The 25,051-nt window shown below is 62.4% G+C and carries 24 protein-coding genes and 3 pseudogenes; 13 read left to right on the top strand and 14 right to left on the bottom strand.

Annotation, left to right across the window (positions count from 1 at the left end; genetic code table 11):
* Nucleotides 1-39: 39 nt before the first annotated feature.
* Together OEG82_RS19835 and OEG82_RS19830 are read left to right on the top strand one after the other, a co-directional pair.
* A complete protein-coding gene (locus OEG82_RS19835) occupies nt 40-933 on the top strand; it encodes an NAD-dependent epimerase/dehydratase family protein (protein ID WP_267614085.1) in 894 nt (297 codons plus the stop codon).
* 26 nt (nt 934-959) lie between these two features.
* Nucleotides 960-1,139, top strand: a pseudogene (locus tag OEG82_RS19830) (hypothetical protein); the annotation flags it as partial.
* 51 nt (nt 1,140-1,190) lie between these two features.
* Here OEG82_RS19830 and OEG82_RS19825 read toward each other — a convergent pair.
* The gene (locus tag OEG82_RS19825; RefSeq protein WP_267614083.1) at nt 1,191-2,300 is read right to left on the bottom strand and encodes a histidine kinase dimerization/phosphoacceptor domain -containing protein; all 1,110 of its coding nucleotides are present in this window, start codon (nt 2,298-2,300) and stop codon (nt 1,191-1,193) included.
* A 442-nt stretch (nt 2,301-2,742) separates the two neighbouring features.
* On the opposite strand from OEG82_RS19825, the gene OEG82_RS19820 reads away from it, so the two are divergent.
* Nucleotides 2,743-4,422, top strand: a complete 1,680-nt coding sequence (locus tag OEG82_RS19820; RefSeq protein WP_267614082.1) for a formate--tetrahydrofolate ligase — start codon at nt 2,743-2,745, stop codon at nt 4,420-4,422.
* Nucleotides 4,423-4,458: 36 nt separating this feature from the next.
* Here the strand turns inward: OEG82_RS19820 and OEG82_RS19815 are convergent, their stop codons facing one another.
* The 3 genes from OEG82_RS19815 to OEG82_RS19805 form a co-directional block, all read right to left on the bottom strand.
* A complete protein-coding gene (locus OEG82_RS19815) occupies nt 4,459-5,277 on the bottom strand; it encodes an extensin-like domain-containing protein (protein WP_267614081.1) in 819 nt (272 codons plus the stop codon).
* A gap of 4 nt (nt 5,278-5,281) precedes the next feature.
* Entirely contained in the window at nt 5,282-6,256 is a 975-nt protein-coding gene (locus OEG82_RS19810) for a L,D-transpeptidase family protein (protein WP_267614080.1), read from the bottom strand.
* 172 nt (nt 6,257-6,428) lie between these two features.
* Nucleotides 6,429-7,205, bottom strand: coding sequence for a YHYH protein (locus tag OEG82_RS19805; protein WP_267614079.1), 777 nt, complete (start codon nt 7,203-7,205; stop codon nt 6,429-6,431).
* A gap of 185 nt (nt 7,206-7,390) precedes the next feature.
* Here OEG82_RS19805 and OEG82_RS19800 point away from each other — a divergent pair, with 185 nt between their 5' ends.
* Together OEG82_RS19800 and OEG82_RS19795 are read left to right on the top strand one after the other, a co-directional pair.
* Nucleotides 7,391-8,137 carry a phosphatase PAP2 family protein gene (locus OEG82_RS19800; RefSeq protein ID WP_267614078.1) on the top strand — a complete coding sequence of 249 codons (747 nt, stop codon included), beginning with the start codon at nt 7,391-7,393 and terminating at the stop codon, nt 8,135-8,137.
* A complete protein-coding gene (locus tag OEG82_RS19795) occupies nt 8,134-8,943 on the top strand; it encodes a DUF1206 domain-containing protein (protein ID WP_267614077.1) in 810 nt (269 codons plus the stop codon). Before OEG82_RS19800 ends, OEG82_RS19795 begins: the two co-directional genes overlap by 4 nt.
* An 84-nt stretch (nt 8,944-9,027) precedes the next feature.
* On the opposite strand, the gene OEG82_RS19790 is transcribed toward OEG82_RS19795, so the two are convergent.
* Together OEG82_RS19790 and rnk are read right to left on the bottom strand one after the other, a co-directional pair.
* The gene (locus OEG82_RS19790; RefSeq protein WP_267614076.1) at nt 9,028-9,498 is read right to left on the bottom strand and encodes a GreA/GreB family elongation factor; all 471 of its coding nucleotides are present in this window, start codon (nt 9,496-9,498) and stop codon (nt 9,028-9,030) included.
* Nucleotides 9,499-9,644: 146 nt separating this feature from the next.
* Entirely contained in the window at nt 9,645-10,052 is a 408-nt protein-coding gene (gene rnk / locus OEG82_RS19785; protein WP_267614075.1) for a nucleoside diphosphate kinase regulator, read from the bottom strand.
* Nucleotides 10,053-10,661: 609 nt separating this feature from the next.
* Between rnk and OEG82_RS19780 the strand changes: the two genes are divergently transcribed.
* From OEG82_RS19780 to OEG82_RS19770, 3 genes are read left to right on the top strand one after another with little or no spacing between them, the layout of a single operon-like run.
* Complete coding sequence (locus OEG82_RS19780; protein ID WP_267614074.1) at nt 10,662-12,851, top strand: anthranilate synthase; 2,190 nt, start codon at nt 10,662-10,664, stop codon at nt 12,849-12,851.
* The gene (locus tag OEG82_RS19775) at nt 12,848-13,207 is read left to right on the top strand and encodes a c-type cytochrome (protein ID WP_267614073.1); all 360 of its coding nucleotides are present in this window, start codon (nt 12,848-12,850) and stop codon (nt 13,205-13,207) included. The genes OEG82_RS19780 and OEG82_RS19775 overlap by 4 nt, the downstream gene beginning before the upstream one ends.
* A 5-nt stretch (nt 13,208-13,212) precedes the next feature.
* Nucleotides 13,213-14,112 (top strand): cation diffusion facilitator family transporter, encoded by a 900-nt coding sequence (locus OEG82_RS19770; protein ID WP_267614072.1) that lies wholly within the window; start codon nt 13,213-13,215, stop codon nt 14,110-14,112.
* A gap of 39 nt (nt 14,113-14,151) precedes the next feature.
* On the opposite strand, the gene OEG82_RS19765 is transcribed toward OEG82_RS19770, so the two are convergent.
* Nucleotides 14,152-15,126: a threonine ammonia-lyase gene (locus OEG82_RS19765; RefSeq protein ID WP_267614071.1), complete on the bottom strand. Its 975-nt coding sequence runs from the start codon at nt 15,124-15,126 to the stop codon at nt 14,152-14,154.
* A 126-nt stretch (nt 15,127-15,252) separates the two neighbouring features.
* Nucleotides 15,253-15,669: a hypothetical protein gene (locus tag OEG82_RS19760; RefSeq protein ID WP_267614070.1), complete on the bottom strand. Its 417-nt coding sequence runs from the start codon at nt 15,667-15,669 to the stop codon at nt 15,253-15,255.
* Between the two features lie 123 nt (nt 15,670-15,792).
* Between OEG82_RS19760 and OEG82_RS19755 the strand changes: the two genes are divergently transcribed.
* The 4 genes from OEG82_RS19755 (at nt 15,793) to OEG82_RS19740 (ending at nt 20,066) form a co-directional block, all read left to right on the top strand.
* Nucleotides 15,793-16,503, top strand: coding sequence for a hypothetical protein (locus OEG82_RS19755; RefSeq protein WP_267614069.1), 711 nt, complete (start codon nt 15,793-15,795; stop codon nt 16,501-16,503).
* A 101-nt stretch (nt 16,504-16,604) separates the two neighbouring features.
* Nucleotides 16,605-17,543 (top strand): DMT family transporter, encoded by a 939-nt coding sequence (locus OEG82_RS19750; protein WP_267614068.1) that lies wholly within the window; start codon nt 16,605-16,607, stop codon nt 17,541-17,543.
* Between the two features lie 310 nt (nt 17,544-17,853).
* A complete protein-coding gene (locus tag OEG82_RS19745) occupies nt 17,854-19,305 on the top strand; it encodes a DEAD/DEAH box helicase (RefSeq protein WP_267614067.1) in 1,452 nt (483 codons plus the stop codon).
* 182 nt (nt 19,306-19,487) lie between these two features.
* On the top strand, nt 19,488-20,066 hold the full coding sequence (locus OEG82_RS19740) for an ATP-dependent Clp protease proteolytic subunit (RefSeq protein ID WP_267614066.1): 579 nt from the start codon (nt 19,488-19,490) through the stop codon (nt 20,064-20,066).
* Nucleotides 20,067-20,129: 63 nt separating this feature from the next.
* Here the strand turns inward: OEG82_RS19740 and OEG82_RS19735 are convergent, their stop codons facing one another.
* From OEG82_RS19735 to rsgA, 3 genes and pseudogenes are all read right to left on the bottom strand, one after another.
* On the bottom strand, nt 20,130-20,297 hold the full coding sequence (locus OEG82_RS19735) for a hypothetical protein (RefSeq protein WP_267615059.1): 168 nt from the start codon (nt 20,295-20,297) through the stop codon (nt 20,130-20,132).
* A 156-nt stretch (nt 20,298-20,453) separates the two neighbouring features.
* Nucleotides 20,454-20,552, bottom strand: a pseudogene (locus OEG82_RS19730) (hypothetical protein); the annotation flags it as partial.
* 7 nt (nt 20,553-20,559) lie between these two features.
* Nucleotides 20,560-20,925: pseudogene (rsgA, locus tag OEG82_RS19725) on the bottom strand (GTPase RsgA); the annotation flags it as partial.
* Between the two features lie 467 nt (nt 20,926-21,392).
* Between rsgA and OEG82_RS19720 the strand changes: the two are divergent.
* A complete protein-coding gene (locus OEG82_RS19720) occupies nt 21,393-21,890 on the top strand; it encodes a GNAT family N-acetyltransferase (protein WP_324288966.1) in 498 nt (165 codons plus the stop codon).
* 14 nt (nt 21,891-21,904) lie between these two features.
* On the opposite strand, the gene OEG82_RS19715 is transcribed toward OEG82_RS19720, so the two are convergent.
* From OEG82_RS19715 to OEG82_RS19705, 3 genes are all read right to left on the bottom strand, one after another.
* Complete coding sequence (locus OEG82_RS19715; RefSeq protein WP_267614064.1) at nt 21,905-22,657, bottom strand: GGDEF domain-containing protein; 753 nt, start codon at nt 22,655-22,657, stop codon at nt 21,905-21,907.
* A 161-nt stretch (nt 22,658-22,818) separates the two neighbouring features.
* A complete protein-coding gene (locus OEG82_RS19710; protein ID WP_267614063.1) occupies nt 22,819-23,571 on the bottom strand; it encodes a GGDEF domain-containing protein in 753 nt (250 codons plus the stop codon).
* A 233-nt stretch (nt 23,572-23,804) separates the two neighbouring features.
* Nucleotides 23,805-25,046, bottom strand: a complete 1,242-nt coding sequence (locus tag OEG82_RS19705; protein WP_267614062.1) for a saccharopine dehydrogenase family protein — start codon at nt 25,044-25,046, stop codon at nt 23,805-23,807.
* Nucleotides 25,047-25,051 lie beyond the last annotated feature (5 nt).

Genomic DNA, 25,051 nt, shown 5'->3' with positions numbered 1-25,051 from the left:
ATCGGGACCATTTGCGCCACTCTTGTGTGAGAGTCCCGCATGCGCATTGTGTTGACAGGAAGTTCTGGGCGGGTTGGCCGCGCCATTTTCGCTGCCCTGTCGGAGCAGCACGAGATTGTCGGCATCGACCGCTCTCCCTTCTCGACCACTCATATCGTCGGGGATCTCGCCAACGAGGCGTTGTTGAGTTCGGCTTTCGAGGGAGCGGATGCTGTCATTCATTCAGCGGCACTGCACGCGCCTCATGTCGGCACGCTTCCTGATGAGGAGTTTCAGCGTATCAATGTGGAGGGAACCTGCCTCGTCGGACAGGCGATGTTGGCTGTCGGCGTGAAGCGGCTGATCTTCACCAGTACGACAGCCTTGTATGGCCATGCCGTCGCTGCAGGCCATTGCACGTGGATCGATGAAAGCACGCCGCCGCTTCCGAAGAGCATCTATCACCGGACGAAAATCGAAGCCGAGCGATGCCTGGAGGACATGGCCGGCCCGGACCTGACCGTGAGGGTCTTGCGCATGTCGCGGAGCTTTCCTGAGCCTGGCAATGTCATGGCAGCCTACAGGCTGCATCGCGGTGTCGACATTCGCGATGTAGCGGATGCGCACCTCGCTGCCCTCACAAATGGCGGAGCGCAGGCCTTCCAGCGCTATATCGTTTCCGCCGCCACGCCTTTCGTGCGGCAGGATTGCGAAGTTTTGGCAAGGGATGCGGCATCCGTGATCAAGGAGCGGGCGCCCGACCTTGCCGCCGCATTCGAGCGGAGGGGTTGGGCGCTCCCAAGTTCAATTGATCGCGTCTATGATTCCGCTCAGGCAGAGCTTGAGCTTGGTTGGCGCCCCCGTTTTGGCTTCAACGAGGTGTTGGAGCAAATGGATCGGCGCAGTCTGGAAGTCCTGCCGGCCGGCGCGCGGATCAGCAAGAAGGCGGAATAGAGTTTTCCGGAGAGGCGAATGGCGACCGCAAAATCATCGGCGCCGTGGTCGGCACCCAGCCATTCGGCGGCTCTGGCCTGTCAGGCACCGGCTTCAAGGCCGGCGGTCCTCATTATCTGATGCGCTTTGCGGTCGAGCAAGTGGTGTCGGTCAACACCGCAGCTGCCGGGGGCAATGCCGGGCTGATTGCGATGGCGGACGGGTAAGGCCAGGTCTGAATGGCTTGAATGGGGCGGGCTTGCGGTCCGCCCCTGGTGCTATCGCCGGTATTGCGGCCGGGGTTCGGGGGTGAACTCGATCACCGCCGTGACGCCCTGGGCCGCGATTTTGAGCTCGAGCTCGCATCGAAGTTCCATGCAGGCGATTTCGGCAATCTTCATACCGAGCCCGCCGGATCGTGAATCGATGTCGGGCGGCATGCCCGTGCCATTGTCGGAGCAGGTGACCCTGACTGTGCCCGGCGCAGGATTTTCAAGCTCGATCCGGACAACGCCGGCGCGTTGGTCGGGAAAGGCGTGCTTGTAGGAATTGGCGACGAACTCGTTGACCAGTGTGCCGACGGAGACTGCCTGTTGCGAGCCGACTTCGACCGACACCGGGGCATATTCCATGGTGACGTTGGACGGCGTGGTTTCCCCCAGGTAATCGACGATGTTCCTGAGATAGACTCCGAGATCGACATTCGATCCGGCATCGGTCTTGTAGAGATATTCATGCAGGGTCGCGACCGCGTCGATCCGGGTCTTGATCTTGGAAACGGCCTGCTTGGCCTCTTCCGATTGCAGCCGGCGCTCCTGGATGCGGGCAAAAGCGGAGAGCGACTGCAGCGAATTCTTGACCCGGTGATCGACTTCCTGGCGCATGGTGGCGGCGGACCCGATCGCCTTGCGCAATTCGAGCTGCACCATCACCTGGCGGGCAAGCACCTTGATCGCATCGCGCTGCAGCGGGGTCAGGGAACGGGGCTGATGGTCGAGCACGCACAGCGTTCCGATCGGCAGGCCATCCGGGGTCTTGAGCAGGGCGCCGGCATAAAAGCGCAGGCCCGGCGCGCCGCAGCACAGCGGATTGTCGACCATGCGCGGGTCGTTCAGCGTGTCCTCGATCTCGATGAATTCCTCTTCGAGAATGGCGTGGGAGCACAAGGCCGTCTCGATCGGGGTCTCGGTCATGTCCAGCCCGACGGAGGCCTTGAACCATTGCCGGTCGGCATCGACCAGGCTGACCAGCGATATCGATGTGCCGCAGATCGAAGACGCCAGCTGCACGATGTCGTCGAAATCCTTCTCGCGGTCCGTGTCGAGCGTTTCGTAGGAGTAAAGCGCCTGAAGACGTTCGCTCTGGCGGGGATGCAGCGCAGCTTTCATGTGTCTTACCTTCCGCAAATCTCTCTTGCGTCGACTGACCGGCCTGCCGGTGGCGGCCAGTCATCGCGCGGCGCGGCAGGGGGCGCGGCGGCTGTGCCGGCTTCCCTGGCTGGGTTGCTGCCATGGCTACACCTTTGAGCGATGGCGGTCGTTAACCTGTCTTGCATTGTGCGGAATAAACCAGCCGGCAGCCCCGCTGGTCAGAATTTTTCAGACCCTTATAGCGATGTGCTTGTTGCACGCAACACACCGCGCTGCCAGAAAGGTGGCAGGTCAGAAGCTGCCGCAAGACAGGCTCGTTTCGGAGGGCGGTCGCGGGTGCGTGTCGCAATTGGCGCATTCAGCGTCTCGTTTCGCGCCCGTATCTGCGGTCCTTTCGGTTTCTATTTATCGGCTAAGGTCGCGCGCCAGATGCGGCCATGTGGGGAAGAGGAAAAAATCAATGACTCAGCACAGATCCGATATCGAGATCGCCCGCGCGGCGACCAAGAAACCGATCATGGAAATCGGCGAAAAGCTGGGCATTCCGCAACTGGACCTGGTTCCCTACGGCCATGACAAGGCCAAGGTCTCGGCCGGTTTCATCGCCGCGCAGAAGGACCGGACAAACGGCAAGCTGATCCTGGTCACGGCGATCAACCCGACGCCGGCGGGCGAGGGCAAGACCACCACCACGGTCGGACTTGGCGACGGTCTCAACCGCATCGGCAAACGCGCAATGATCTGCATCCGCGAAGCCTCTCTGGGCCCCAATTTCGGCATGAAGGGCGGTGCTGCCGGCGGCGGCATGGCGCAAGTGGTGCCGATGGAGGAAATGAACCTGCATTTCACCGGCGATTTCCACGCCATCACCAGCGCCCACAATCTGCTTTCGGCGATGATCGACAACCACATCTATTGGGGCAACGAGCTGGAGATCGACGCCCGCCGCATCGTCTGGCGCCGGGTGATGGACATGAATGACCGGGCGCTGCGCGACATCGTGGTCAATCTCGGCGGCGTTGCCAACGGGTTCCCGCGCCAGACCGGATTCGACATCACCGTGGCCTCGGAGGTCATGGCGATCCTGTGCCTGGCCAAGGATCTGAAGGACCTGCAAGAGCGGCTGGGCGCCATCGTGGTTGCCTACCGCCGCGACAAGACCCCGATCTTCTGCCGCGACATCAAGGCCGATGGCGCGATGACGGTGCTCTTGAAGGACGCGATGCAGCCCAATCTGGTGCAGACGCTGGAGAACAATCCGGCCTTCGTGCATGGCGGGCCGTTCGCCAATATCGCCCATGGCTGCAACTCGGTGGTGGCAACGACGACAGCGCTGAAGCTGGCCGATTTTGTCGTCACCGAAGCAGGTTTCGGCGCAGATCTGGGCGCGGAGAAATTCTTCGACATCAAGTGCCGCAAGGCCGGACTCAAGCCCGATGCGGCGGTGATCGTGGCCACGGTTCGCGCCATGAAGATGAATGGCGGCGTCAAGAAGGACGAGCTTGGCGCCGAAAATGTCGCCGCTGTCGAGCAGGGCTGCGCCAATCTTGGCCGACACATTGAAAACGTGAAGAAATTCGGCGTGCCGGTGGTGGTGGCGATCAATCACTTTGTTTCCGACACCGAGGCGGAGGTGCAGGCGGTGAAGGATTATGTCGCCACGCTGGGGACCGAAGCGATCCTGTGCAAGCACTGGGCGCTCGGCTCGGCCGGCATCGAGGATCTGGCCCACAAGGTGGTCGAGCTGGCCGAGTCCGGCGTGGCAGAGTTCGCGCCGCTCTATCCCGACGAGATGCCGCTGTTCGACAAGATCGAGACCATTGCCAAATCGATTTACCACGCGGGCGAGGTGATCGCGGAGAAATCGGTTCGCGAGCAGCTCAGGCAATGGGAAGCGCAGGGCTATGGCAAACTGCCGATCTGCATGGCCAAGACGCAATATTCATTCTCGACCGATCCGAACCTGCGCGGCGCGCCTTCCGGTCACAGTGTGACGGTGCGGGAAGTCCGGCTCTCGGCCGGCGCCGGCTTCATCGTCGTCATCACCGGCGAGATCATGACCATGCCGGGCCTGCCCCGCACGCCCTCGTCGGAAAAGATCTTCCTCAATGACAAGGGACAGATCGAGGGACTGTTCTAGGGCAATCGCTGACGGCACATCGACGCGACACGCCGACTATTCGCAAAGACGGTAGCCGCGTGTGCGCTCGATGATGTCGAGATGAAGGTGATTGGCGTGGCTGTCATTGGTGCCCGGGCCAAGCACCGTGGTGAAATACAGGCAGGCGCCGCCGCGCACGGCACGCTGATAGGCCTCTTCCATGGTGCCGCTGCCGGCCCGCGGGGAAACCGCAACCGGATCGCGGCCCTTGAACCCGAAACTCACGATGTCGATGGCATTGCCGATGGAATGTTCGGACATCTTGCCGGTTGCCAGATTGTTGCGGCGGCGGCAGACATAGGCCGATCCGTGGTTGATCGTGGTCAGTGCGACGTCGCCCGGCAGCGCCGAAGTGGCCGGGACCAGCACCCGGCTCGTCCATTTGGCCAGCGCCAGTGCGGTGTCGCAACGCAGTTGCGAGGCTGGCGACAGCGTGACGCCGGCGATCACCTGCTCGATACTGTAGGGCGCGTCGATGCCGCAACCATTTTCGCCGCTGACCGGGTCAATCCGATCGAACACTGCGCCGAGCTTGCGCAATTCCGCTTCACATTCAACCAGTGCCGCCTCATCCGGTTCAGGCGCGGTGATACCCGGTTGGGGCGCCGGTTGCGGTTCGGGATCGCTGGAAGAGGTATTTTCTCCGGCTGCGGCTGGTTCCACCTGATCCTCGGACTCCGTCTTCTCACCTGCCGGATTGGGCGCGGGGACCGGGATGGTGCCGTCGGCCGGTTGCTGCTGGCGCGGCTTTTCCGGTGGCACGGGACCGTCCTCGGGCAGGTCGAGCCCCATGCCCAGGGCGAGCACGGCGGGTAGCACAAGCAGCCGCCTCATCGGATCAATCCCGAAACTCGACGGTCACGCCCTGGCTGACCATATGCGCCAGCTCGCCGGCATCCCAATTGGTCATGCGGACACAGCCATGGCTGCTGGTCTTGTCGATCTTGGAGGGTTCCGGCGTGCCGTGGATCCCGTAGGTTGGCTCGGACAGATCGATCCAGACATTGCCAACCGGACCATTGGGACCCGGCGGCAGGGTCAGCGGTTCCTGGTTGTCGCCTTGAACAAAATTTTCCGGGTTGTAGCTGTAGGTCGGATCAACCGCGACGGCGGTCACGGTGTGGCTGCCGCTCGGGGACGGGGTGCTGGAGCTGCCGATGGTCACCGGATAGATCGCGATCAGGGTGTTGGTCGCGTCATAGGCAAGCAGCCGCGCTGCGCTCTTGTCGGCGACAAGGCTCGCCACCTCGGCCTCGATATCTGTGCCGGTATCGGCAACGTAGATCGTCGTCCCGGCCGACAATTCGGTGCCGGGATTGAGATCGGAGAGAAACTGAATATCCATGTGGAAGCGTTCGGCCAGCTTTTCAGCGACGCTGGTGAAGCCGATCTGGTCGAGCTGGGCGAGCTCGGCATAATCGTCGGGCAGGTCGGCGGAGAGGCCTGATACATCGTCTTCGGTAATGGTGTAGCTGACGATGACGTCGGAGCCCATGGCCTGCAGCGTGTCCCACAGCATCATGTCGATCTGACCGTCGACGGGCAGCCTGTTGACCTCTTCGAAGCCGCGGATGGCCTTTTCCAGATTGTCACCGGAATATCCGTCGATCACGCCCGGCGAGGCGCCGGCCCGGTCGAGCAGGATCTGCACGCGCACGGCCAGCGGGCTTTGGCCTTCGGGCAGAGGATCGCCGCTGAATGTCGCGGTGTTGATGGACGTGGCATCGATTGTCTCGGCCCGGGCTTTGACGACTGTCGTTGCTGCGGCAAGGCAGGCGGCGGTCAGTGCGAGACCAATCTGGATAGCGTCCATCGTTCGTTTTCCTCTTTCTGTGCAGGGCGGCACGCCGTGGGAGCGAGCCGGACAGAAAGTTAACGCGCGAGACGCCAGAAAGATGCATCAGCTGCTGCGGTTGCGCAATACGGGCCGCAGCAAGCTGCTGCGATGCCCGGATCAAGGTGTTTGAACCGGGCATGATACTGGGTCAGGGTCTGCCGAAATCGCGGCTCACCTTGCCCCAGGCGCAATGCGGGAAATAGGGATAGCTGTCGGTGACGAAATAGACGAGTTTGCCGTTGAGCTCGCCGCCATTGCACTGGTCTAGTTTTCCGGACCCGCCGGTATATTGCCAGTCCTGCACATAGGTGCCGTCGTGCCTGCCGCCGGGGCCGCCATTGCGGTTTCCCGGCTTGAGCGTGTAGCCGGACCGGGCTTTGGCGCCGACATAATGGATCTCGAAACCGTCGGCGGCAAAGCCTATCAGGCTGGAGTTCCTGCCCTTGAGAAAGCCGGTCGGCTTGGCGTGGTAATGATACAGCCCGCGATTGTCGACATGGGCATTGTTGGCATCAAGCCCGAGCATCGAGCCCGCGCCCTTGCCGTCGAGCAGCCAGCCCGAGGCCCGATTGCGGCTGAAGCCCCGCCGTGAGGACGGGTCGTAGTAATCCGCGGTGCCGGGGCGGATCATGACGCCGTTGAGCGCAAAGCCGGTGGAGCCGCGCAACGGCGTGGCGCGGGAGGTCTTGACCGGATTCTCCGGGACGCAGACCTCGATGAACTGCGCTGCGATCCGGTTGGGATTTCCGGCATTCGGAAATCTGCCGGTGGCGTGATCGGGCAGACCGTTCGAGGTCATGCAGATCTTGCCGCGGCTCTTGGTAATCGACACCGAACCCGACGCGGCCTCGGCCGCGATGGCGCTGGCAACGATGCCGGCGACGGTGACACCGGTGATGAGAAGGTATGACGTTGGACGGTCCATGAGGTTCCCCTTTGTGGTTGATTGTTTGATCCTGAACCCGGTCAGGATGGCGTTTGCCGCCTTTCCGTGGGGTGACCGATAGATTAAGCATTTGTCATGATTGTCGCCCTGTGCTGCCCTTTGTGTGGAACGAAGCGGCGCCGGACGGGTTTAGCTTTGCATATCGAGAAGGGGCCGGGCATCGCATGAGGACATTCCTGAAAACCAACCGCGTGACCGCATGGCTCGTCCGCGGCATTCGTAACGGCAATGCCCACCGGCTGCCGGTGGCGCTGTTTGCGACGCTGACGCTGGGTGTCTATGCCTTCATCGAGATCGCCGAGGAAATGGCCGAGGGCGAAATCCGCAAATTCGACGAGATGCTGTTTTTGAGCCTGCGGGCGCCGGGGGATCCGTCCACGCCGCTGGGGCCGCCCTGGCTGCAGGAAACCGCCGTCGAGGTCACCTCGATCGGGGGCTATCCGCTGATCATCCTGACGCTTGCGGCAGTCGCCGGCTTCTTCATTGTTACCCGGCGCTATGGCGCTGCGGTCTATGCGGTGCTGGCCGTCGGGTCAGGCGCCCTGCTCAGCCAGACACTCAAGCAATATTACGGACGGCCGAGGCCCGATCTGGTTGATCACATGGACACCGTCCACACGATGAGCTTTCCCAGCGGCCACGCCATGGTGACGACGGTCGCCTATCTGACACTGGCCTCCCTGGTGATCGGATTTCTCACCGACCGCCGGGCGCGGATCTACGTGCTGGCGGTGGCGGTGTTCGTGGCCGTCATCGTCGGCGTCAGCCGGGTCTATCTCGGGGTTCACTGGCCAAGCGACGTTGCCGCCGGCTGGGCGCTGGGCGCAGCCTGGGCAAGCCTTTCCTGGCTGATCCTGCATTTTCTCAAACATCACAGCCGCGTTCCGATCGAACCCGAGGACAAGTCATGAATCTTGATGCAGTCACACAGACGAGCTGGCATGACTGGTTCAAGCCCTTTGCGCGGCTGGGCTACGGCGCGCGCGGCGTGGTCTATCTGGTGCTGGCGGTGTTCATCGTCAGCGCCGCTCTGACAACCGGAAGCGGCGGCGATTCCAAGGATGCGGTGCGTTTCATCACCCAGTCGACGGCAAGCGCCATTCTGGCGCCGCTGCTGATCGTCAGCCTGGCGGGCTATTGCTGCTGGCGCATCGTCCAGGCGGTGTTCGATACCGATGAGCACGGCATCAGTCCGAAGGGCCTGGCGGTGCGGGCCGGTCTCATCGGCTCTGCCGCCAGTTACGGTTTCCTGATGGCCTACACCTTCTCGCTGTGGTGGGGCAGCGCGATGTCGTCGGGCAGCTCCAGCGACGGCTTTGCCCGCACCGCAGCCGGGTTCATCGGTGCCGGGCCGGTGTCGGTGATTTTGAGCACCATCTTCGCCATTGTCGGCGTCGCCCATATCTGGAAGGCGATCACCGGTAAATATCGCGAGCATATCGATGCCTCTGAGACGGTGATGCGCTGGATAGACATGGCCGCGATCGGTGGGCTGTGCGCCCGCGGCGTGATCTTTCTCGTCATCGCCTTCCTGTTGTTCCGGCATGGTCTGGCGGGCGAGGAAGGCCGGGCCAGCCTGGCCGATGCGCTCGGCTTCATCGCCGATCTGCCGCTGGGCGCCTGGCTGCTGGGCGCCACCGGGGCAGGGTTCTTCCTGTTTTCGGCCTATTCGCTGTCGGAGGCAATCTGGCGCCGCATCAATGTCGAAAATGCCTGACCTGCTCATGCAGGGCTGAGGCCGCGGGCGTTGAGACTGTCCGGCGGCCTTTGCTGCTGCGGCTGCATCGTGACGATGCCGGGCTTATCGGCCCAGAGTGGCGTCATGCACCAGCCGAAGTGCCGGGCGGGCGAGTTCACGGGCCAGGCGTTCGCGCCGCGCGGCTTCGGGCTGGAACTGCACCGCAAGCAGCTCGATGCGTTCGGGCGCCTCGCCGGGCCGCGCCGGCAGCGCCCACTCGGCCGCTTCGGGCAGTCCGAGCAGCGCCATGCCGCGCACGGTTTCCAGCGACAGGCTCTGGCCCACCACCCCGCCCATCGGGCTCTGGGTGATGATCGCGGTCTGCGGCTCGTGGCCGCTGATGCGGTAGCGCACGCGGCTGTTGAGGGTGACGATGGTGTCGTCGATGTCCTCGGCAAACACCACGGTCGTTGCGTCGAGCTTCTGCTTGAGCAGCAGCCGCACGCGGTCACCGAGAAGGTGGCGGCGCTGATACATGGTCTCGAGGATGGTGAAGTCCTTGCTGGTCAGGATACAGGGCTGGTTGTTCCACATGGCGGATCTCCGGTCGCGCCGCCTGTGCAAACGGCGCTAAATCAAATCGGGAATGTCCGGCTCCCCTGCACCGGACAGGACCCGGTGCAGGGAGGCGATCCGTTGAGCAGAAGAACTCCCGAGGGGTGAGAAAAAGCGGTCATGGATCACTCTGCCCTTGCCGGGGGGCTCACCTCGGTGACGGTGAGGTCGTGGATCTGGCCGTTGCGCGCGGCGAAACTGATCGACTGACCGGCTTTCAGGCCGATCAGGGCGGTGCCGACCGGGGTGGTGATGGCGATGCGGCCTTCCTCGATATTGGCGTCGGCGGGGTAGACCAGAACCACCTTCTTGCCGTGATCGCCGTCGATCACATAGCTGACGGTCGATCCCATGCGTACAATGCCGGCCGCGATGGATGTGTCGCTGACGATGCGCGCGCGGTCGAGTTCCTCGGCCAGGCTTGCCGCAATCTCGAGACCGCGCTTTTCATAGGCGGTGACCAGATTGCCAAGCCGTTCATAATCACCTTCGCTGATCGTAATTCTGGGCTTGCGCCGGCTTTTCTGCAGCATTGAAGTGTCCACGCATTGATGTTGACCCGGTGGCTCGACCACGGGGGAGGGTTCTGGAGATTTGTTGAATTGTTACGCCGGATGCGGAGGGCTCGAAGTCCTGTCAGACAGGAAGAAAGTCCCGCAAATCATACCCCGCGGTCCGGGGGCGCAGGTCACCGAACCGAGGGTAAGATTTCCGCGATGGGAAAAGCCCTGAAAAAACGAGCAATATGGGTCCGATGCAACTTCATGGTTAAAATGTGGGGCATGGCAGGGACGATGTCAAGCCTGCCGGAGACACTGTACGCTGCTGTCGCGAGAGGGCCGCCGGGTGTTGATTTCAACAGCCGATCCTCGGGCATCGGGCTGCGCATTGCGGCCCGGTCTCAATGACGATGCAGGCTGAAATACGCAACTCCCCTTGAAGCAACTGCCGTGCTGGGCTAAGAGCTTTCTCATGACGATGCATGTGGCACAGAACAATTGGTGGTGGGTTCGCTTCTAGGCGGCCTTGACCACGCATGCGCGTTTAAGATCAACAAGCCGCCCGGGACCGAAAAGGTCCGGCGGCTTTTTGTTTGATCCGCCCGACCCGACAGTCCGGACCGGTTCAAACGGAGTTTGAAAATGGGCACGACGGTACTTTCAGACAACGCTGCGCAGTATCGGACGCGCGGCGGTGTGCAGGTGACGCGGCGCCGCCGCGAAACCCCTTACGCGGATGCGATCTCGGATTATATCGATGCGCTCGACAGCCGGCGCGGCGCGGTGTTTTCCTCCAATTACGAATATCCGGGCCGTTACACCCGCTGGGACACGGCGATCGTCGATCCGCCGCTGGGCATCGCCTCGCATGGGCGCAAGCTCAGCATCGAGGCCTATAACGGCCGCGGCGAGGCCTTGCTGACGATCCTGGCCAGCCGGCTGGACGGGCATGCGGAATTCGCCTTCACCGATCAGAGCCCGCAGTGCATCGAGATCGCCATCGCCGAGCCCGACCGGGTGTTTTCGGAGGAAGAGCGCTCGCGGGCGCCAACGGTGTTTTCGGTGCTGCGGGTGATTGTCGACCTGTTCCATTCGGCGGAAGACGGCAATATCGGGTTTTACGGCGCCTTTGGCTATGACCTGGCGTTCCAGTTCGACTCGGTGCCGCAGAAACTGACCCGGGACGAGGAACAGCGCGATCTGCTGCTTTTCCTTCCAGATGAAATCCTGGTGGTCGATCACCATGCGGCCAAGGCCTGGATCGACCGCTACGACTTCGCGCTCGACGGGGTGACCACCGAGGGCCGCGACGCGACAATCGTGCCAGAGCCGTTCAAGCCGGCGGGCAGCATTCCGCCGCGCGGCGATCACACACCGGGCGAATATGCGGAACTGGTCAAGCGCGCCAAGGAGAGCTTCAAGCGCGGCGATCTGTTCGAAGTGGTGCCGGGGCAGACCTTCTTCGAGCGGTGCGAAGCGCGACCGTCCGAGATCAGCCGGCGGCTGAAAACCATCAATCCGTCGCCCTATTCGTTCTTCATCAATCTCGGCAACCAGGAATATCTGGTCGGCGCCTCGCCGGAAATGTTTGTCCGGGTCAATGGACGGCGGATCGAGACCTGCCCGATCTCGGGAACGATCAAGCGTGGCGATGACGCGATCTCGGATTCCGAACAGATCCTCAAACTGCTCAATTCGAAGAAGGACGAGTCCGAACTCACCATGTGTTCGGATGTCGACCGCAACGACAAGAGCCGGGTCTGCGAGCCGGGCTCGGTCAAGGTGATCGGCCGCCGCCAGATCGAGATGTATTCACGGCTGATCCACACTGTCGATCATATCGAGGGCCGCTTGCGCGACGGTATGGACGCATTTGACGGATTTCTGAGCCACGCCTGGGCGGTGACGGTGACCGGTGCGCCGAAATTGTGGGCGATGCGGTTTCTGGAAAACAACGAGAAGAGCCCGCGCGCCTGGTATGGCGGGGCGGTCGGCATGGTCAGCTTCAATGGCGACATGAACACCGGGCTGACGCTCAGGACCATCCGTATCAAGGACGGCATTGCCGAAGTTCGCGCCGGGGCGACCCTGCTGTTTGATTCAAACCCGGAGGAAGAGGAAGCCGAGACCGAACTCAAGGCTTCCGCCATGCTTTCGGCCATTCGCGACGCGCGGCTGGGCAATGCCGGCGCCGCCGGCCGGGTAACCGCCAAGGTGGGCGAGGGGGTCTCGATCCTGCTGGTCGATCACGAGGATTCCTTTGTCCACACACTGGCCAATTATTTCCGCCAGACCGGCGCCAGGGTCACCACGGTGCGCGCTCCGGTCGACGATGCTGTTTTCGACCGGGTTTCGCCTGATCTGGTGGTGCTGTCGCCCGGACCGGGACGGCCGCAGGACTTTGATTGCGCCGGAACCATCAAGAAGACGCTTGCCCGCGAACTTCCGGTGTTCGGTGTCTGCCTCGGGCTGCAGGCGCTGGCCGAGAGTTTTGGCGGGGATTTGCGCGAGCTGGCGGTGCCGGTTCATGGCAAACCGGCGCGGATCCGGGTCTTGCCCGACGGGATCATCTTTTCCGGTCTGGCAAAGGAAGTCACGGTCGGACGCTATCACTCGATTTTTGCCGACTACGCCACATTGCCAAAGGAATTCCGTGTTACCGCGGAAACCGATGACGGGGTGATCATGGCGATCGAGCATGAGAGCCTGCCGGTCGCGGCGGTGCAGTTTCACCCGGAATCGATCATGACGCTGGGGCAGGATGCTGGCATGCGGATGATCGAAAATGTGGTGGCGCATCTGGCGCGCAGGAGCAAGGTGGAAGCGGCATGAGCGGAATCGACAAGGCGGGACCAGAGTTTGTGCCGGCGATGCTGGCGGCCATCGGGCTTTGGCTGTCGCTGGGACTGGCGCCGGCGTCGTCACAGGAACCCGACGAGATCGAGCAGGGCCGGCAACTGGTCGAGGTCAATTGCGGCAAGTGCCACGCGGTCGGTGTCGCCGATGCCAGCCCGCACAAGCAGGCCCCACCGTTCCGCAAGCTTTCAGACAGTTTCCCGATGGATGCGCTGGAAGAGGCATTCTCCGACGGGCGGATCTATTCGGGCCATCCCGACATGCCCGAATTCGTTGCCACGCCCGAGCAGGTTGACGCGATCATCGCCTATATCGCATCGCTGCAGGGCTAGGCGGCGTGCCTCAGGCGTCGAAAACCATCCGCCGGCTGGCGTTCTGGTCCATTCCCCTGGCCTTCGGGGTGATGGGGCTGAAATTCGTTGCCTGGCATCTGACCGGCTCCATCGCGCTTTACTCGGACGCGCTTGAATCCATCGTCAATGTGATTGCGGCGCTGGCGGCCTTTGTCGCGATCGGCTACGCCCAGAAACCGGCCGATCTCGGTCATCCTTACGGCCACCACAAGGCGGAGTATTTTTCCGCCGTTCTGGAAGGCGTGCTGATCGTCGTGGCCGCCTTGCTGATCGTCAATGAGGCAGTCGGCGGGCTGATGGCGCCCAGACGCATCGAGGCGCCGGTGCTGGGCCTTGCGGTCAATGGCAGTGCGGCTCTGATCAACGGCATATGGGCTGCGGTGTTGCTGCGCATTGGCCGCAGGTACCGGTCGCCGGCGTTGCAGGCCGACGGGCACCATATCCTCTCGGACGTGGTTACCTCCGTTGGCGTGCTTGTTGGCCTCGGCCTGGCGCTTTTCTTCGACGAGCCGCGGCTCGATCCGCTGCTGGCGCTGATCGTGGCCGTCAATGTGCTGTGGCAGGGCTGGAAGGTGATTGCTTCCTCGGTTGACGGGCTGATGGACCGTGCGATTGATCCTGTCGATGAGCAGCGCATTCACGAAATCATCAAGGCCGAAGCCGATGGCGCCATCGAAGCCCATGACATCCGCACCCGCATGGCGGGCCGGGTGTCCTTTGTCGAATTCCACCTCGTGGTCGATGGCGAAATGTCCGTCGAGCATTCGCATGAAATCTGCGACCGTCTGGAGACGGCGCTGAAACAGGCCGTCGAAGGCGTGCAGGTGATCATCCATGTCGAGCCGGGTCACAAGGCCAAGGATGAAGGCGTCCTGCTGAGCTGAGCGCAGGATCTCCGGCACGGCATAAAGCCGGAAAGTCCGTCAGCTGCCAAATCTGTCCAGCGCCAGGCGAAACACGTCCGGATCGACATTGCCGCCCGAAATGGTGACGATGACATCCTCGCCCTCGATCTCTTCGGCACGAAAAAGCGCGGCCGCCAGGGCCACGGCGCCGCCGGGTTCGGTGACGAGCTTGAGCCGCGAAAAGGCCAGCGCCACCGCGTGCAGCGCCTCGTCCTCGCTCACCACCAGTCCCGGGCCTGCAAGCCGCGAAACAATCGGAAAGGTCAGTTCGCCGGGTTGCGGGGTGATGATGGCGTCGCACAGCGAGCCGGACAGGCGGCTGTTGCGCTCGATCCGGCCGGACACCAGGCTGCGCGCCATGTCGTCAAATTCCTCCGGTTCGGCCGTGCGCACCCGCAGGCCGGGGGCATCCGCCTCGAGCGCCAGCGCAATGCCCGAGGCAAAGCCGCCACCGCCGCAGCAGACAATCACATCGGCCTGCGTAATGCCTTCGCTCGCCGCCTGTTCGGCGATTTCCAAACCACAGGTGCCCTGGCCTGCAATCACCAGTGCGTTGTCATAGGGCACGATCAGCGTCAGGCCGTGCTCCCCAGACAGCCGGGCGCAGATGGCGTTCCTGTCATCTTTCGCGCGGTCAAAAAGAACCACTTCAGCGCCCAGAGCGCGGGTGTTGTCGATTTTCGTCTGGGGCGCATCGGATGGCATGACAATGATCGCACGCACGCCATGCCGGCGTGCCGCCAGCGCCACGCCCTGGGCGTGATTGCCGCTGGAAAAGGCAATGACGCCACGCGCCCGGGCTTCGGGATCCAATCCCGACACTGCCGACCACCCGCCACGAAACTTGAAGCTGCCGGTGTGCTGCAGGCATTCGGGCTTGATCCAGACGCGGCGGCCGGCGATCTCGTCAAGGAACGGAGAGCTGAGCAACGGCGTGCGCCGGACATGGCCGTCCAGCCGGGCATTGGCCGCTCGGATCATCTCTATGTTCATCTGATCTTCCTCATGTGAAGTGGCGCCGGTCCCGACGTCTGAATCGATGTCTGAATGCTAGCTTTATCTACAACGGTACGCCAAGCCTTATTCCGGACGTCGGCGCTTGCCGCGTGCCGGGACTGCTCAACTGTTGGTGACGCAGTCGAGGCGGCGCAGTCTCGCAGCATTGTCTCGCAAGGCCTGATTAAGACAGGTCTGATCGTCTTGCAGCTGATGGAGAGCGCGCAGCGTCGATTGCAGCGCCTGGTTCTGCTCATCGAGTCTTTGCTGCAGCATGGCGGCCTGGAGTGAGGCGCCGACCGAGCCTGAACCAAAGGCGCTGCCTGCCGGACCGGTCAGCATCGAGCCTGCGCCCAACGCCGCTTCCGCGGCCCTCATCTTCTGCAACTGCGAAGCGGTGACCGCGATGTCGGCCCGAAACGTTCGTTCACGGCTGCGCAGTGTCTGGATTTCACGCCTGATCTGATCCATCTGACGACCGATCTCCCTTTCGATCTGCCGCAGAGTGCGGCATTCGCCGGGGTCCTGCTCTCTTCTCATGGCTTGCCAACCTTGCTAGTCTTTCAACGGGAAGGTTCAAGGCTAATGCTGATCCGCTCACTGGGGACAAAATGTGTGTTTGCGCTGCGTTGCTGGCGTCTGGTCGCGGCATTGCTGCTCGGATTGGCCCTTGGCCTGCAAGGTTTTGGCGCGGCGGTGGCGGGTGAGGCCGCAGCCTGGTCGTTCAAACTTCATCCCCACCCCGAAGTGCAGGACCTGACGCTTTCAGAACGCAGGCTCCGCGACAGCATTGATTTCGAGCGCTATCCCCACATCTACCCGGCCTGCCTCGATCAAGTCGATGTCGACTACGCGATCTATCAGGGGCGATATCCGGCGTTTTCCCGCCAGGGTGAGCCGGCAGAAAACCTGCGGGCGTGGAAACGCCACATCGTCAGGCAGCTTTATCCGGGTTTCTCCATCTGTGTTGCCGGACTGCCTGCTTACGCGCTGCAGTTTCATGAGGCCGAGCTGGAAGAGGTCGGGATTGTCTTTTGCGGCCGGTTTTCCGGTCAGGCCAAGTCTCCTATAGACATGTTCTTTCAAGCCCAGATCCGGGAGGCGCTGGACTTTGCGGTTGATGGAAACCGGGGTGTTGCCTTCGGGGTGCTTCTTTACAGTCCTGCCCGTTCGGCCGTGCGCCTCAATCCGGATGTCGAATATTATTTCCGCAAATCTTTTGAGAACGATGATGACTATCTGCCACGGGATTGGGACAGCTCCCATCTGATCGATCAATTGACAGACCAACGCAAGGCCTTTGTCGAAGACGCGGTCAAGCGCCGCGACCTGCAGGCGGTGCTCGACACCACGGCGGATTGCGCCGCCGGGTAGGCAAATTGTGCATGAAGGGAACAGTCCGGCGTTCTGTGCGATGGCCGGTGCCCTTGTCTGGATGCATTGCCCGCCGCCATGCCGGCTGGTAGTCAGGCGAGATGAGCACAGAGCAGATTGATCACCCGCATCTCATTGGCTCCGGGCTCGCGACACTGGCCGTGATTGCGGCGTCGGTGGGGTTTGGCCTGGTTCCCTATTTCGCCCGCACGCTGACGGCCGAGGGCATGGCGCCGCACGTCATCGCCTTTTTTCGCTATGCCTTTGCGGCAATCGTGCTTCTGCCATTCGTGTGGCGGGCACGGGCGCAATGGGCAGCGATTGTGTGGGGGCTGGTCGCCGGCATCGGCATGGGGGTCGGCTGGGTCGGCTATGTTCGCGCCGTCGAGATCGTGCCGGTGTCGACGGCGGGCATTCTCTACATGACCTATCCGGTGTTCACGCTGCTGATTGCCTGGCTGATGTTCGGCGATCGTCCGGGCCGCCGCGCCATCGCGGCATCGCTGATGATCGTCGCTGCGGCCGCGCTGGCGTCAGCGCCGGATACGATCACGGCCGATCAGGTTCCAGCATTGATCCTGTCGCTGGCGGCGCCGCTGGGCTTCGGCTTCGGGATCAATGTGCTGGTGCACAAGCTTGTTGCGCTCAAGCCGCTGGTGCGCATTGCCTGTGTCAGTCTCGGTTCGGTGCTGGGGCTCATGCCGCTGATGCTGGCGACACCGGCTGCGGCGCTGTTTCCGGTCACTGCATCCGGCTGGTGGTTGGTCGCGGGCATCGCCTTCGGCTCGGCGCTTATCCCGCAATTGCTCTATACCGTGGCGGCTCCCGTTATCGGTACCGCGAGAACGGCGATTGCCGGCAGTTTCGAATTGCCGACGATGTTTCTGGTTGGCTGGTTCGCCTTTGGTGAACCCGTCGGCAGCGCCCAGTGGATCGCCTGTGTCATCGTCATCTCGGCAATTGCGCTGACGCCCGGAAAGTCCATTCGCAGTGTCGCCGCCAACATCGCGGTGGAGCGCAATTCACGCTGGCGCCGTTAAGCAATTTTGCTGCGGTGCAGCTCAAACCTTGTCGCGCGCCTTGACACGGCCGCATTTCTCAGGCCTAAGGACGCAACTGGATAGGGGCCCATTCGGCCGCTGCACGCGTCTTCGTTGATTAGCGTGTTCTGACTTCCCCTAACATCCACCTTTAAATTTTCGCGTCGGCCAGCGGCGATGCGCCCAACCCGAACTCCTCCGATTGCGGTTTTCCCGTAGCCGGCGGATATTTTGTGATCGGGCATGGTCCGCGAATTGCAGCGCTCAAGCGCATGCACCGACGTATGCCCAAAAATCTGAAAGTTATTCCATGTTGTTTTCCGAACTCGGTCTTTCCAAGACCATTCTCGACACGCTTGATGGCCTGCGCCTGACCACGCCGACACCGATCCAGGTGCAGGCGATTCCGTTGGTGCTCGAGGGCCGCGACGTCATCGGCCTGGCGCAGACCGGCACCGGCAAGACCGCAGCCTTTGCGCTGCCGATCCTGCACCGCCTGGCTCCGGGCAAGCCTGCCGCGCCGAAGAAGGCCCGCGCGCTGATCCTGTCGCCAACCCGCGAACTCTCTGCGCAGATCGCCCGCAGCGTCAAGGACTACAGCCGAAAGCTGAACATGACCTCGACCGTTGTGGTTGGTGGTGTCTCGGTCCGCCCGCAGATTAAAGCGCTGGCTGGTGGCGTTGACATTCTCATCGCCACCCCGGGCCGTTTGATGGATCTCATCGAGCAGCGCGCTGTGTCGCTTAATGAAATCGAAGTGGTGGTGCTTGATGAGGCCGACCAGATGCTGGACATCGGCTTCATGCCGGCAATCAAGCGCATTCTCGCCATGACACCGGCTGCGCGCCAGACATTGCTGTTTTCGGCCACCATGCCCAAGGAAATCCGCGAGCTGTCCTCGCGTCACCTGAAAAGCCCGACCGAAGTGTCGGTGATCCCGGCCAAGAAGACCGCCGACCGGGTCGAGCATTCGGTGATGCACATGCCGACACCTGCCAAGATGGGCGCACTGGCCTCGCTGATCCGCGACCGCAAGGGCGAACGCGTCATTGTCTTCACCCGCACCAAGCGTGGCGCCGACAAGGCCACCAAGCGGCTTGAAGCCGACGGCATCAATGCAGCTGCCATTCACGGCAACAAGTCACAGGGCCAGCGCGAACGCGCATTGGCCGGTTTCCGCGCGGGCACCGTGCCGGTGCTGATCGCCACCGACATTGCCGCCCGCGGCATCGACGTGCCGGGCGTCAGCCTGGTGGTCAATTACGAACTGCCGAATGTGCCGGAAGTCTATGTTCACCGCATCGGCCGCACCGCGCGTGCCGGCGCCGAGGGCACTGCCGTGACCTTCTGTGCACCGGATGAACGTTCGCTGCTGCGTGATATCGAAAAGCTGCTCAAGGTTGCCATCAATGTCGAAAAGGCGCCGGAAGGCACCTATGTCGATGCGCTGGCTGATCCCGATGGCGATTTTGCCCCGCTCAATCGCACCCAGCGTCCGCGCCAGGATGCACGGCCTCAGGGCGCCAAGCCACAGGGCCAGGGACGCCGTCCCGGTCAGAACCAGGGCGCAGGCGGCAAGCCGCAGGGTCAGGGCCGCAAGCCCGCTACCGGCCAGCAGGCCGGTGCTCCTGCAGCCAACCGGCATCAGCCGGCAACCGGCGCCAACCAGAATGGCGACCAGCCGGCAAAGTCGCGCCGTCGCCGCAACGACCGTCGCCCGCGGCCTGAGCAGGCTGGCGACAAGGCCGTGGCACGCGGCTGACACCCAATGCATGGTGCCTGCGGCAGCTGATTCGAGCTTTGGCAGGACCCGGTGAATACCCAAACGGCGCAGCGTTTTCACGGTGCGCCGTTTTCTTGTTTGGCGCCGTTTGAGAATGCGCCATTGTTTCGCGGGCCGTATCGTACTATCTGCGAAGCATGCAATCACACGGAGACTGGCTTATGAGCGACGAAGACGAAAAGACGACAGAACTGCCGCTGGGCAAGGAAGCGGAAGCCAACCTGTTCAAATCGCGTTCGATCTTCATCTATGGCGGCATCACCCAGGAATTGGCGCACAAGGTTTGCGCGCAATTGGCGGCACTGGCTGCTGCCAGCGACGATGATATCCGGATTTTTGTCAATTCCCCGGGCGGCCATGTGGAATCGGGCGATTCAATCCATGACATGATCGGCTTCATCAAGCCCAAGGTCTGGATCATCGGCACCGGCTGGGTCGCCTCCGCCGGCGCGCTGATCTATGTGTCGGTGCCCAAGGAGCAGCGCCTGTGCCTGCCCAATACCCGCTTCCTGCTGCACCAGCCATCGGGCGGCACCCGCGGCATGGTCTCCGATATCGAGATCCAGGCACGCGAGATCCTCAAGATGAACGAGCGGCTAAACAAGATCTTCGCCAAGGCCACCGGCCAGACGGTGGAAAAGATCGCCGCCGACACCGACCGCGACTACTGGCTCTCGGCCGAAGACGCCAAGGACTACGGTCTGGTGGGCAAGATCATCACCAGCCAGAGCGAAATCTGAGCCGGTCATCGATCCGAACCGAATGCGACCCCGCTGGCGAGAGCCGGCGGGGTCTCTTTTTGCCTATTTCGATTTGTGCTTCTTGGCCTGCTTGATCATCTTGCCGAATGCCTTGTCCCCGGAGCGCCGCTGGGCAAGGCTTGCGGTGTTGTGCTGGTCCTCGGCAACCAGCTTGCGCCAGCGCGCCAGCCGCGCTTCGTCAATTGTGCCGCTCTTGAGCGCCGCCTGCACCGCGCAGCCGGGCTCGCTGACATGGGTGCAATTGGTGAAGCGGCATTCGAGCGACAGTGCATCGAGATCGGAAAAAACTTCCGCCACGCCGGCCTCGGCCTCGGTGAGCTGAAGCTCGCGCACGCCGGGCGTGTCGAGCACGGCGCAGCCATCGGGCAGGATGTGCAACTGGCGGTGCGAGGTGGTGTGGCGGCCCTTGGCGTCGTCGTCGCGAGATCGGCTGGGTGGCGGCGGATTCGGTTCCCGACAGGGCATTGGTCAGCGTCGATTTGCCGACGCCGGAGGAACCGAGAAAGGCCACCGTCTGGCCCGGCTTGCACCAGGGCGCCAGTTTCCGTTTCGGCTCGTCGCTCCTGGCGTTGAGCGTCAGCACCGCGACATCATCGGAAATGGCTTCGGCGTCCTCGACATAGGGAGTTGGATCCTCGCACAGATCGGATTTGGTCAGCAGGATCACCGGGGTCACGCCGGCATCAAAGGCGAGCGCAACATAACGCTCCAGCCTTGCGACGTTGAAATCGAGATTGCAGGAGGTGACGATGAAGGCAGTGTCGATATTGGCGGCAATCAGCTGAACCGAGCGGTCGTGACCGGCAGCACGGCGCTTGATCAGGCTCTTGCGCTCCATCAGCCGGCTGGCGCTGGGCAGGTCCCGATCAAGCAGCAGCCAGTCGCCGACGGTGGCATCGACGCGCGGCGGAACAACCATGTCGATGCCGTCGCCCAGCACGCGCAATCCGCTGCGGTGCACCTCGGTGACGCGAACGGGTGGTGTTGCGGTCAGCTCATCGACACTGATCTGCTGGGCGAAGAAAGCCTGCCAGCCGAGGCTTTGCAGCAGCGAAGCCGGTCTCGCCGGGCTCTCCCCCGTGGCAGTGGACGACAGGAACGCTGAATAATCACGCGTCATGGATGATGGCTTTCATGCTCCGGGACCCCAAAAGCTGCATGGGCAGAGATCAGTCGCTAAGCGGATACTGCCGGTGAAAGGGATGTCATGGGTTCAGTACAGCGTTATAGGGTAGCATTCTATGGCATGGGTGGGGAAAACGATTCTGTTTTTGCATCCCGTGCCGCTAAATGCGAGGCCTCCCGTTGATCCCGACACTTGAAACCGAACGGCTGCTGCTCAGGGCGCAGACGATGCAAGACTGGCCGGCCTATGCGGGCCTGATGATGTCCGACCACGCCGCCTTCATGGAGGGGCCGCATGCGCTGGGAGACGCCTGGGGGCTGTTCTGCCACGATCTGGCGCAATGGCATCTGCTGGGGGTCGGGGGGCTGATGATCGAAGAGCGCGAAACCGGACAATGCCTGGGCCAGGTCGGCATCAGTTACGGACCGCTGTTTCCCGAGCACGAGCTGGGGTGGTTTCTGTTTCCCGGCGCCAAGGGCAAGGGCTATGCGTTTGAGGCGGCCGGTGCCTTGCGCGACTGGGGATTTGGGGTGCATGGGCTGACAAACATTGTCAGCCATATCGATCCGGAAAATCACCGCTCGCGCAAGCTGGCCGAGCGGCTGGGTGCCGTGCTGGAGACCGATGCGGAGCGTCCGGGCCCGGAGGTTCTGCTCTACCGCCACATGGCGCCGTGAGCGGCAGATGAGGCCTATGCCGCAAGGCTGTTGAACATGACCTGATTGCGGCCGCTGCCCTTTGCCGAGTAGAGGCTCTCGTCGGCGATCCGGAACAGGTCATCGTAATCGGCGTACTGATCGAATGTCGCGCCACCCACGCTGACCGAAAGATTGTGCGCGGCAGCGCCGGGTGGAAATTCGGCTTCGTCGATTTGCAGCCGGATGCGTTCGGCAACCACCAGCGCCTGCTCCAGGCCGGTCCCGGGCAGGAAGACACCGAATTCCTCGCCGCCGATCCGCCCGACGATATCGCCGTGGCGGAGCGACTGCTCGATCGTGCGTGCAATGATCCGCAGCGCGACATCGCCCTTCTGGTGACCGAAACGGTCGTTGATCGCCTTGAAGTGGTCGGCATCGATGATGAGAAATGCGCCGGCGGTCAGCGCAGGCTGTCGCGCCGCCTGTTTGAGATAGGCATCGACCAGCATCTTGAATGCGCCGCGGTTGAGAACGGCCGTCAGGCTGTCGGTGGAGGCAATGATGCTGATCTCGCGGTGGGCGATGGCCAGTTGCCGCATCTTGGTGAGCAGCAGGAACAGCAGCGGCGCCGCAAGCCCCATCGGCAACAGGATGTTGACCGTCAGCGCGTAGCGAAACCGCTCTTCGCTCATCTCGTGAAAGTTGAAGGACTCCACGAACAGCGCCACAGCGATGCAGAAGATTGTGCCTCCAACAACTCCGGCCACCACTCTGGCCCAGCCGGTGTCGGAGAAATCGAGCTTCAATCCTGCCTCCTCGCGGTGTGCGGTCACAGCGACCTGAGGTTGCGATTAGGCCCGAAAACATATGCATTAGTTTTAATGTCCCGGCGTCAGTTCTGGCGGGTGTTCTTTGATGTCGGTTCCGCGGCACCGGCGGGAGACCCTGGGGTGCGTCTGGCGGGGTTTCAGGCCACCAGGCGTTCGAATATGACCTGGTTGCGTCCGCCGGACTTTGCCGAATAAAGGCATCGGTCGGCGACACGGAACAGGTCATCATAATCCGCATTCCGGCCAAAGGCCGCACCGCCGACGCTGACGGAGAGGGTGTGCGAACCGGTGTCGGGTGGAAAATCGGCCTCGTTGATCTGCAGCCGGATGCGTTCGGCCACGACTAGCGCCTGTTCCAGGCCGGTCCCGGGCAGGAAGACGCCGAATTCCTCGCCGCCGATCCGTCCGACGATATCGCCCTGGCGGAGTGCGTCCTGGATGGTTTGCGCAATGATCTTGAGCGCGACATCCCCCTTCTGATGACCAAATTGGTCATTGATCGATTTGAAATGGTCAGCATCAATGACCAGGAATGCCCCGTCGTCATGGGCCGGGTGCCGAGTCGCCTGTTTGAGACAGGTATCGACCAGCATCTTGAATGCGCCGCGGTTGAGGACCGTTGTCAGGCTGTCGGTGGAGGCAATGAGGCTGATCTCGCGGTGGGCGATGGCGAGTTGACGCATCTTGGTGAGCAGCAGGAACAGCAACGGGGCTGCAAGCACCATCGGCAACAGCGTGTTGACCATTATCGAGTAGCGAAACCGCGCCTCGGACATTTGGTCAAACCTGAAGGAGGCAACAAAGAGTGCCACGCCGCTGCAGAACATGGTGCCGGCAATGACCCCGATCACGACCCTGGGCCAGCCGGTGGCTGAATAATCAAGCTTCACTCTTGCACCCCGTGCAGGTTTTTCGATCGGCCCAAGAACCGCCGCCTGCAATAGGGCGCGTAAACAGATGCATTAGCTTTAATGTTCTGGCGTCATTTCTGGGGGGTGCGTTCTTCGGGGCTGGCAGGGACCGCAGCCATGGCGTTCACAAAAAAGCCCCCGCCGGGCTGCACCAGCGGGGGCCTGATCGTCACGCGCAAATGGTCGGCCTCAGGCCGCAATCCTTCCCGTGATTACGAGAAGTCCAGCGCGCGGTCGCCGTCGGCGTCCTTGATGCGGGTCGGCAGGCCGTTGTGGTTCAAGATGTTGAGGAACGGCTTCGGGTCGAGTTCCTCGACATTGGCCATCTTTTTCACATCCCACTCGCCGGTGGCGACCAGCATGGCGGCTGCGACCGGGGGAACGCCGGCGGTGTAGGAAATGCCCTGGCTGCCGACCTCATTGTAGGCGTCCTTGTGGTCGGCGACATTGTAGATGAAGACTTCGCGTTCGATGCCGTCCTTGGTACCCTTGACGAAATCGCCGATGCAGGTCTTGCCGGTGTAGTCGGGCGCCAGCGAGGCCGGATCGGGCAGGCAGGCCTTGACCACTTTCAGCGGCACGACTTCATCGCCATTGGCAAGCGTGACCGGCTGTTCCGAGAGCAAGCCGATCGACTTGAGCACGGTGAAGACGTTGATGTAGTGATCGCCAAAGCCCATCCAGAAGCGCACATCGGCGCCGTCCATGTTCTTGGCCAGCGAGTGGACCTCGTCATGGCCGCAGAGATAGGCCTTTGACGGGCCGACGACCGGCAGGTCGTAGGTCTTGCCGATCTCGAACATCTTGTTGGTCTGCCATTCGCCACCCTGCCAGGAATAGACCACGCCGGTGAACTCGCGAAAGTTGATTTCCGGGTCGAAATTGGTGGCGAAATACTTGCCGTGGCTGCCGGCATTGATGTCGACGATGTCGACATCGGTGACCTTGTCAAAATAGTCGTTCCCGGCCAGCGCCGCATAGGCGTTGACGACGCCTGGATCGAAGCCGGCGCCGAGGATGACGGTGACGCCCTTCTCAGCCGCTTCATCGGCGCGCTTCCACTCGTAATTGCCGTACCAGGGCGGGGTTTCGCAGATCTTGCCCGGCTCTTCGTGGATGGCGGTGTCGATATAGGCAGTGCCGGTGTCGAGGCAGGCGCGCATCACCGACATGTTGAGGAAGGCGGTGCCGACATTGATGACGATCTCGGAGCCGGTCGACTTGATCAGCGCCTTGGTGGCTTCGATGTCCATGGCGTCGAGCGCATGGCCCGCAAGCACGCCTTCCTGCTTCATGGCGTTCTTTTCGCCGATGGAGGCGATGATGGCGTCGCATTTGTCTTTGGTGCGCGAGGCGATGTTGATGTCGCCGAGCACGTCATTGTTCTGGGCGCATTTGTGGGCGACAACCTGGGCGACGCCGCCGGCGCCGATGATGAGGACGTTCTTTTTCATGATGG

It is taken from the genome of Hoeflea ulvae (genome assembly GCF_026619435.1).
GTDB classification, from domain to species: domain Bacteria; phylum Pseudomonadota; class Alphaproteobacteria; order Rhizobiales; family Rhizobiaceae; genus Hoeflea; species Hoeflea ulvae.
Note: the sequence above shows the minus strand (reverse complement) of the source record. Positions and strands in the feature narration are given on the sequence as shown.

Bases quoted from the DNA above. Each gene is read 5' to 3' on its own strand.
- OEG82_RS19800 (WP_267614078.1), top strand. From the start codon at position 7,391: ATGAGGACATTCCTGAAAACCAACCGCGTGACCGCATGGCTCGTCCGC.
- OEG82_RS19705 (WP_267614062.1), bottom strand. From the start codon at position 25,046: ATGAAAAAGAACGTCCTCATCATCGGCGCCGGCGGCGTCGCCCAGGTT.
- OEG82_RS19740 (WP_267614066.1), top strand. From the start codon at position 19,488: ATGAGCGACGAAGACGAAAAGACGACAGAACTGCCGCTGGGCAAGGAA.
- OEG82_RS19780 (WP_267614074.1), top strand. From the start codon at position 10,662: ATGGGCACGACGGTACTTTCAGACAACGCTGCGCAGTATCGGACGCGC.
- OEG82_RS19775 (WP_267614073.1), top strand. From the start codon at position 12,848: ATGAGCGGAATCGACAAGGCGGGACCAGAGTTTGTGCCGGCGATGCTG.
- OEG82_RS19805 (WP_267614079.1), bottom strand. From the start codon at position 7,205: ATGGACCGTCCAACGTCATACCTTCTCATCACCGGTGTCACCGTCGCC.
- OEG82_RS19760 (WP_267614070.1), bottom strand. From the start codon at position 15,669: ATGAGAAGAGAGCAGGACCCCGGCGAATGCCGCACTCTGCGGCAGATC.
- OEG82_RS19820 (WP_267614082.1), top strand. From the start codon at position 2,743: ATGACTCAGCACAGATCCGATATCGAGATCGCCCGCGCGGCGACCAAG.
- OEG82_RS19835 (WP_267614085.1), top strand. From the start codon at position 40: ATGCGCATTGTGTTGACAGGAAGTTCTGGGCGGGTTGGCCGCGCCATT.
- OEG82_RS19825 (WP_267614083.1), bottom strand. From the start codon at position 2,300: ATGAAAGCTGCGCTGCATCCCCGCCAGAGCGAACGTCTTCAGGCGCTT.
- OEG82_RS19810 (WP_267614080.1), bottom strand. From the start codon at position 6,256: ATGGACGCTATCCAGATTGGTCTCGCACTGACCGCCGCCTGCCTTGCC.
- rnk (WP_267614075.1), bottom strand. From the start codon at position 10,052: ATGCTGCAGAAAAGCCGGCGCAAGCCCAGAATTACGATCAGCGAAGGT.
- OEG82_RS19750 (WP_267614068.1), top strand. From the start codon at position 16,605: ATGAGCACAGAGCAGATTGATCACCCGCATCTCATTGGCTCCGGGCTC.
- OEG82_RS19795 (WP_267614077.1), top strand. From the start codon at position 8,134: ATGAATCTTGATGCAGTCACACAGACGAGCTGGCATGACTGGTTCAAG.
- OEG82_RS19765 (WP_267614071.1), bottom strand. From the start codon at position 15,126: ATGAACATAGAGATGATCCGAGCGGCCAATGCCCGGCTGGACGGCCAT.
- OEG82_RS19815 (WP_267614081.1), bottom strand. From the start codon at position 5,277: ATGAGGCGGCTGCTTGTGCTACCCGCCGTGCTCGCCCTGGGCATGGGG.
- OEG82_RS19790 (WP_267614076.1), bottom strand. From the start codon at position 9,498: ATGTGGAACAACCAGCCCTGTATCCTGACCAGCAAGGACTTCACCATC.
- OEG82_RS19745 (WP_267614067.1), top strand. From the start codon at position 17,854: ATGTTGTTTTCCGAACTCGGTCTTTCCAAGACCATTCTCGACACGCTT.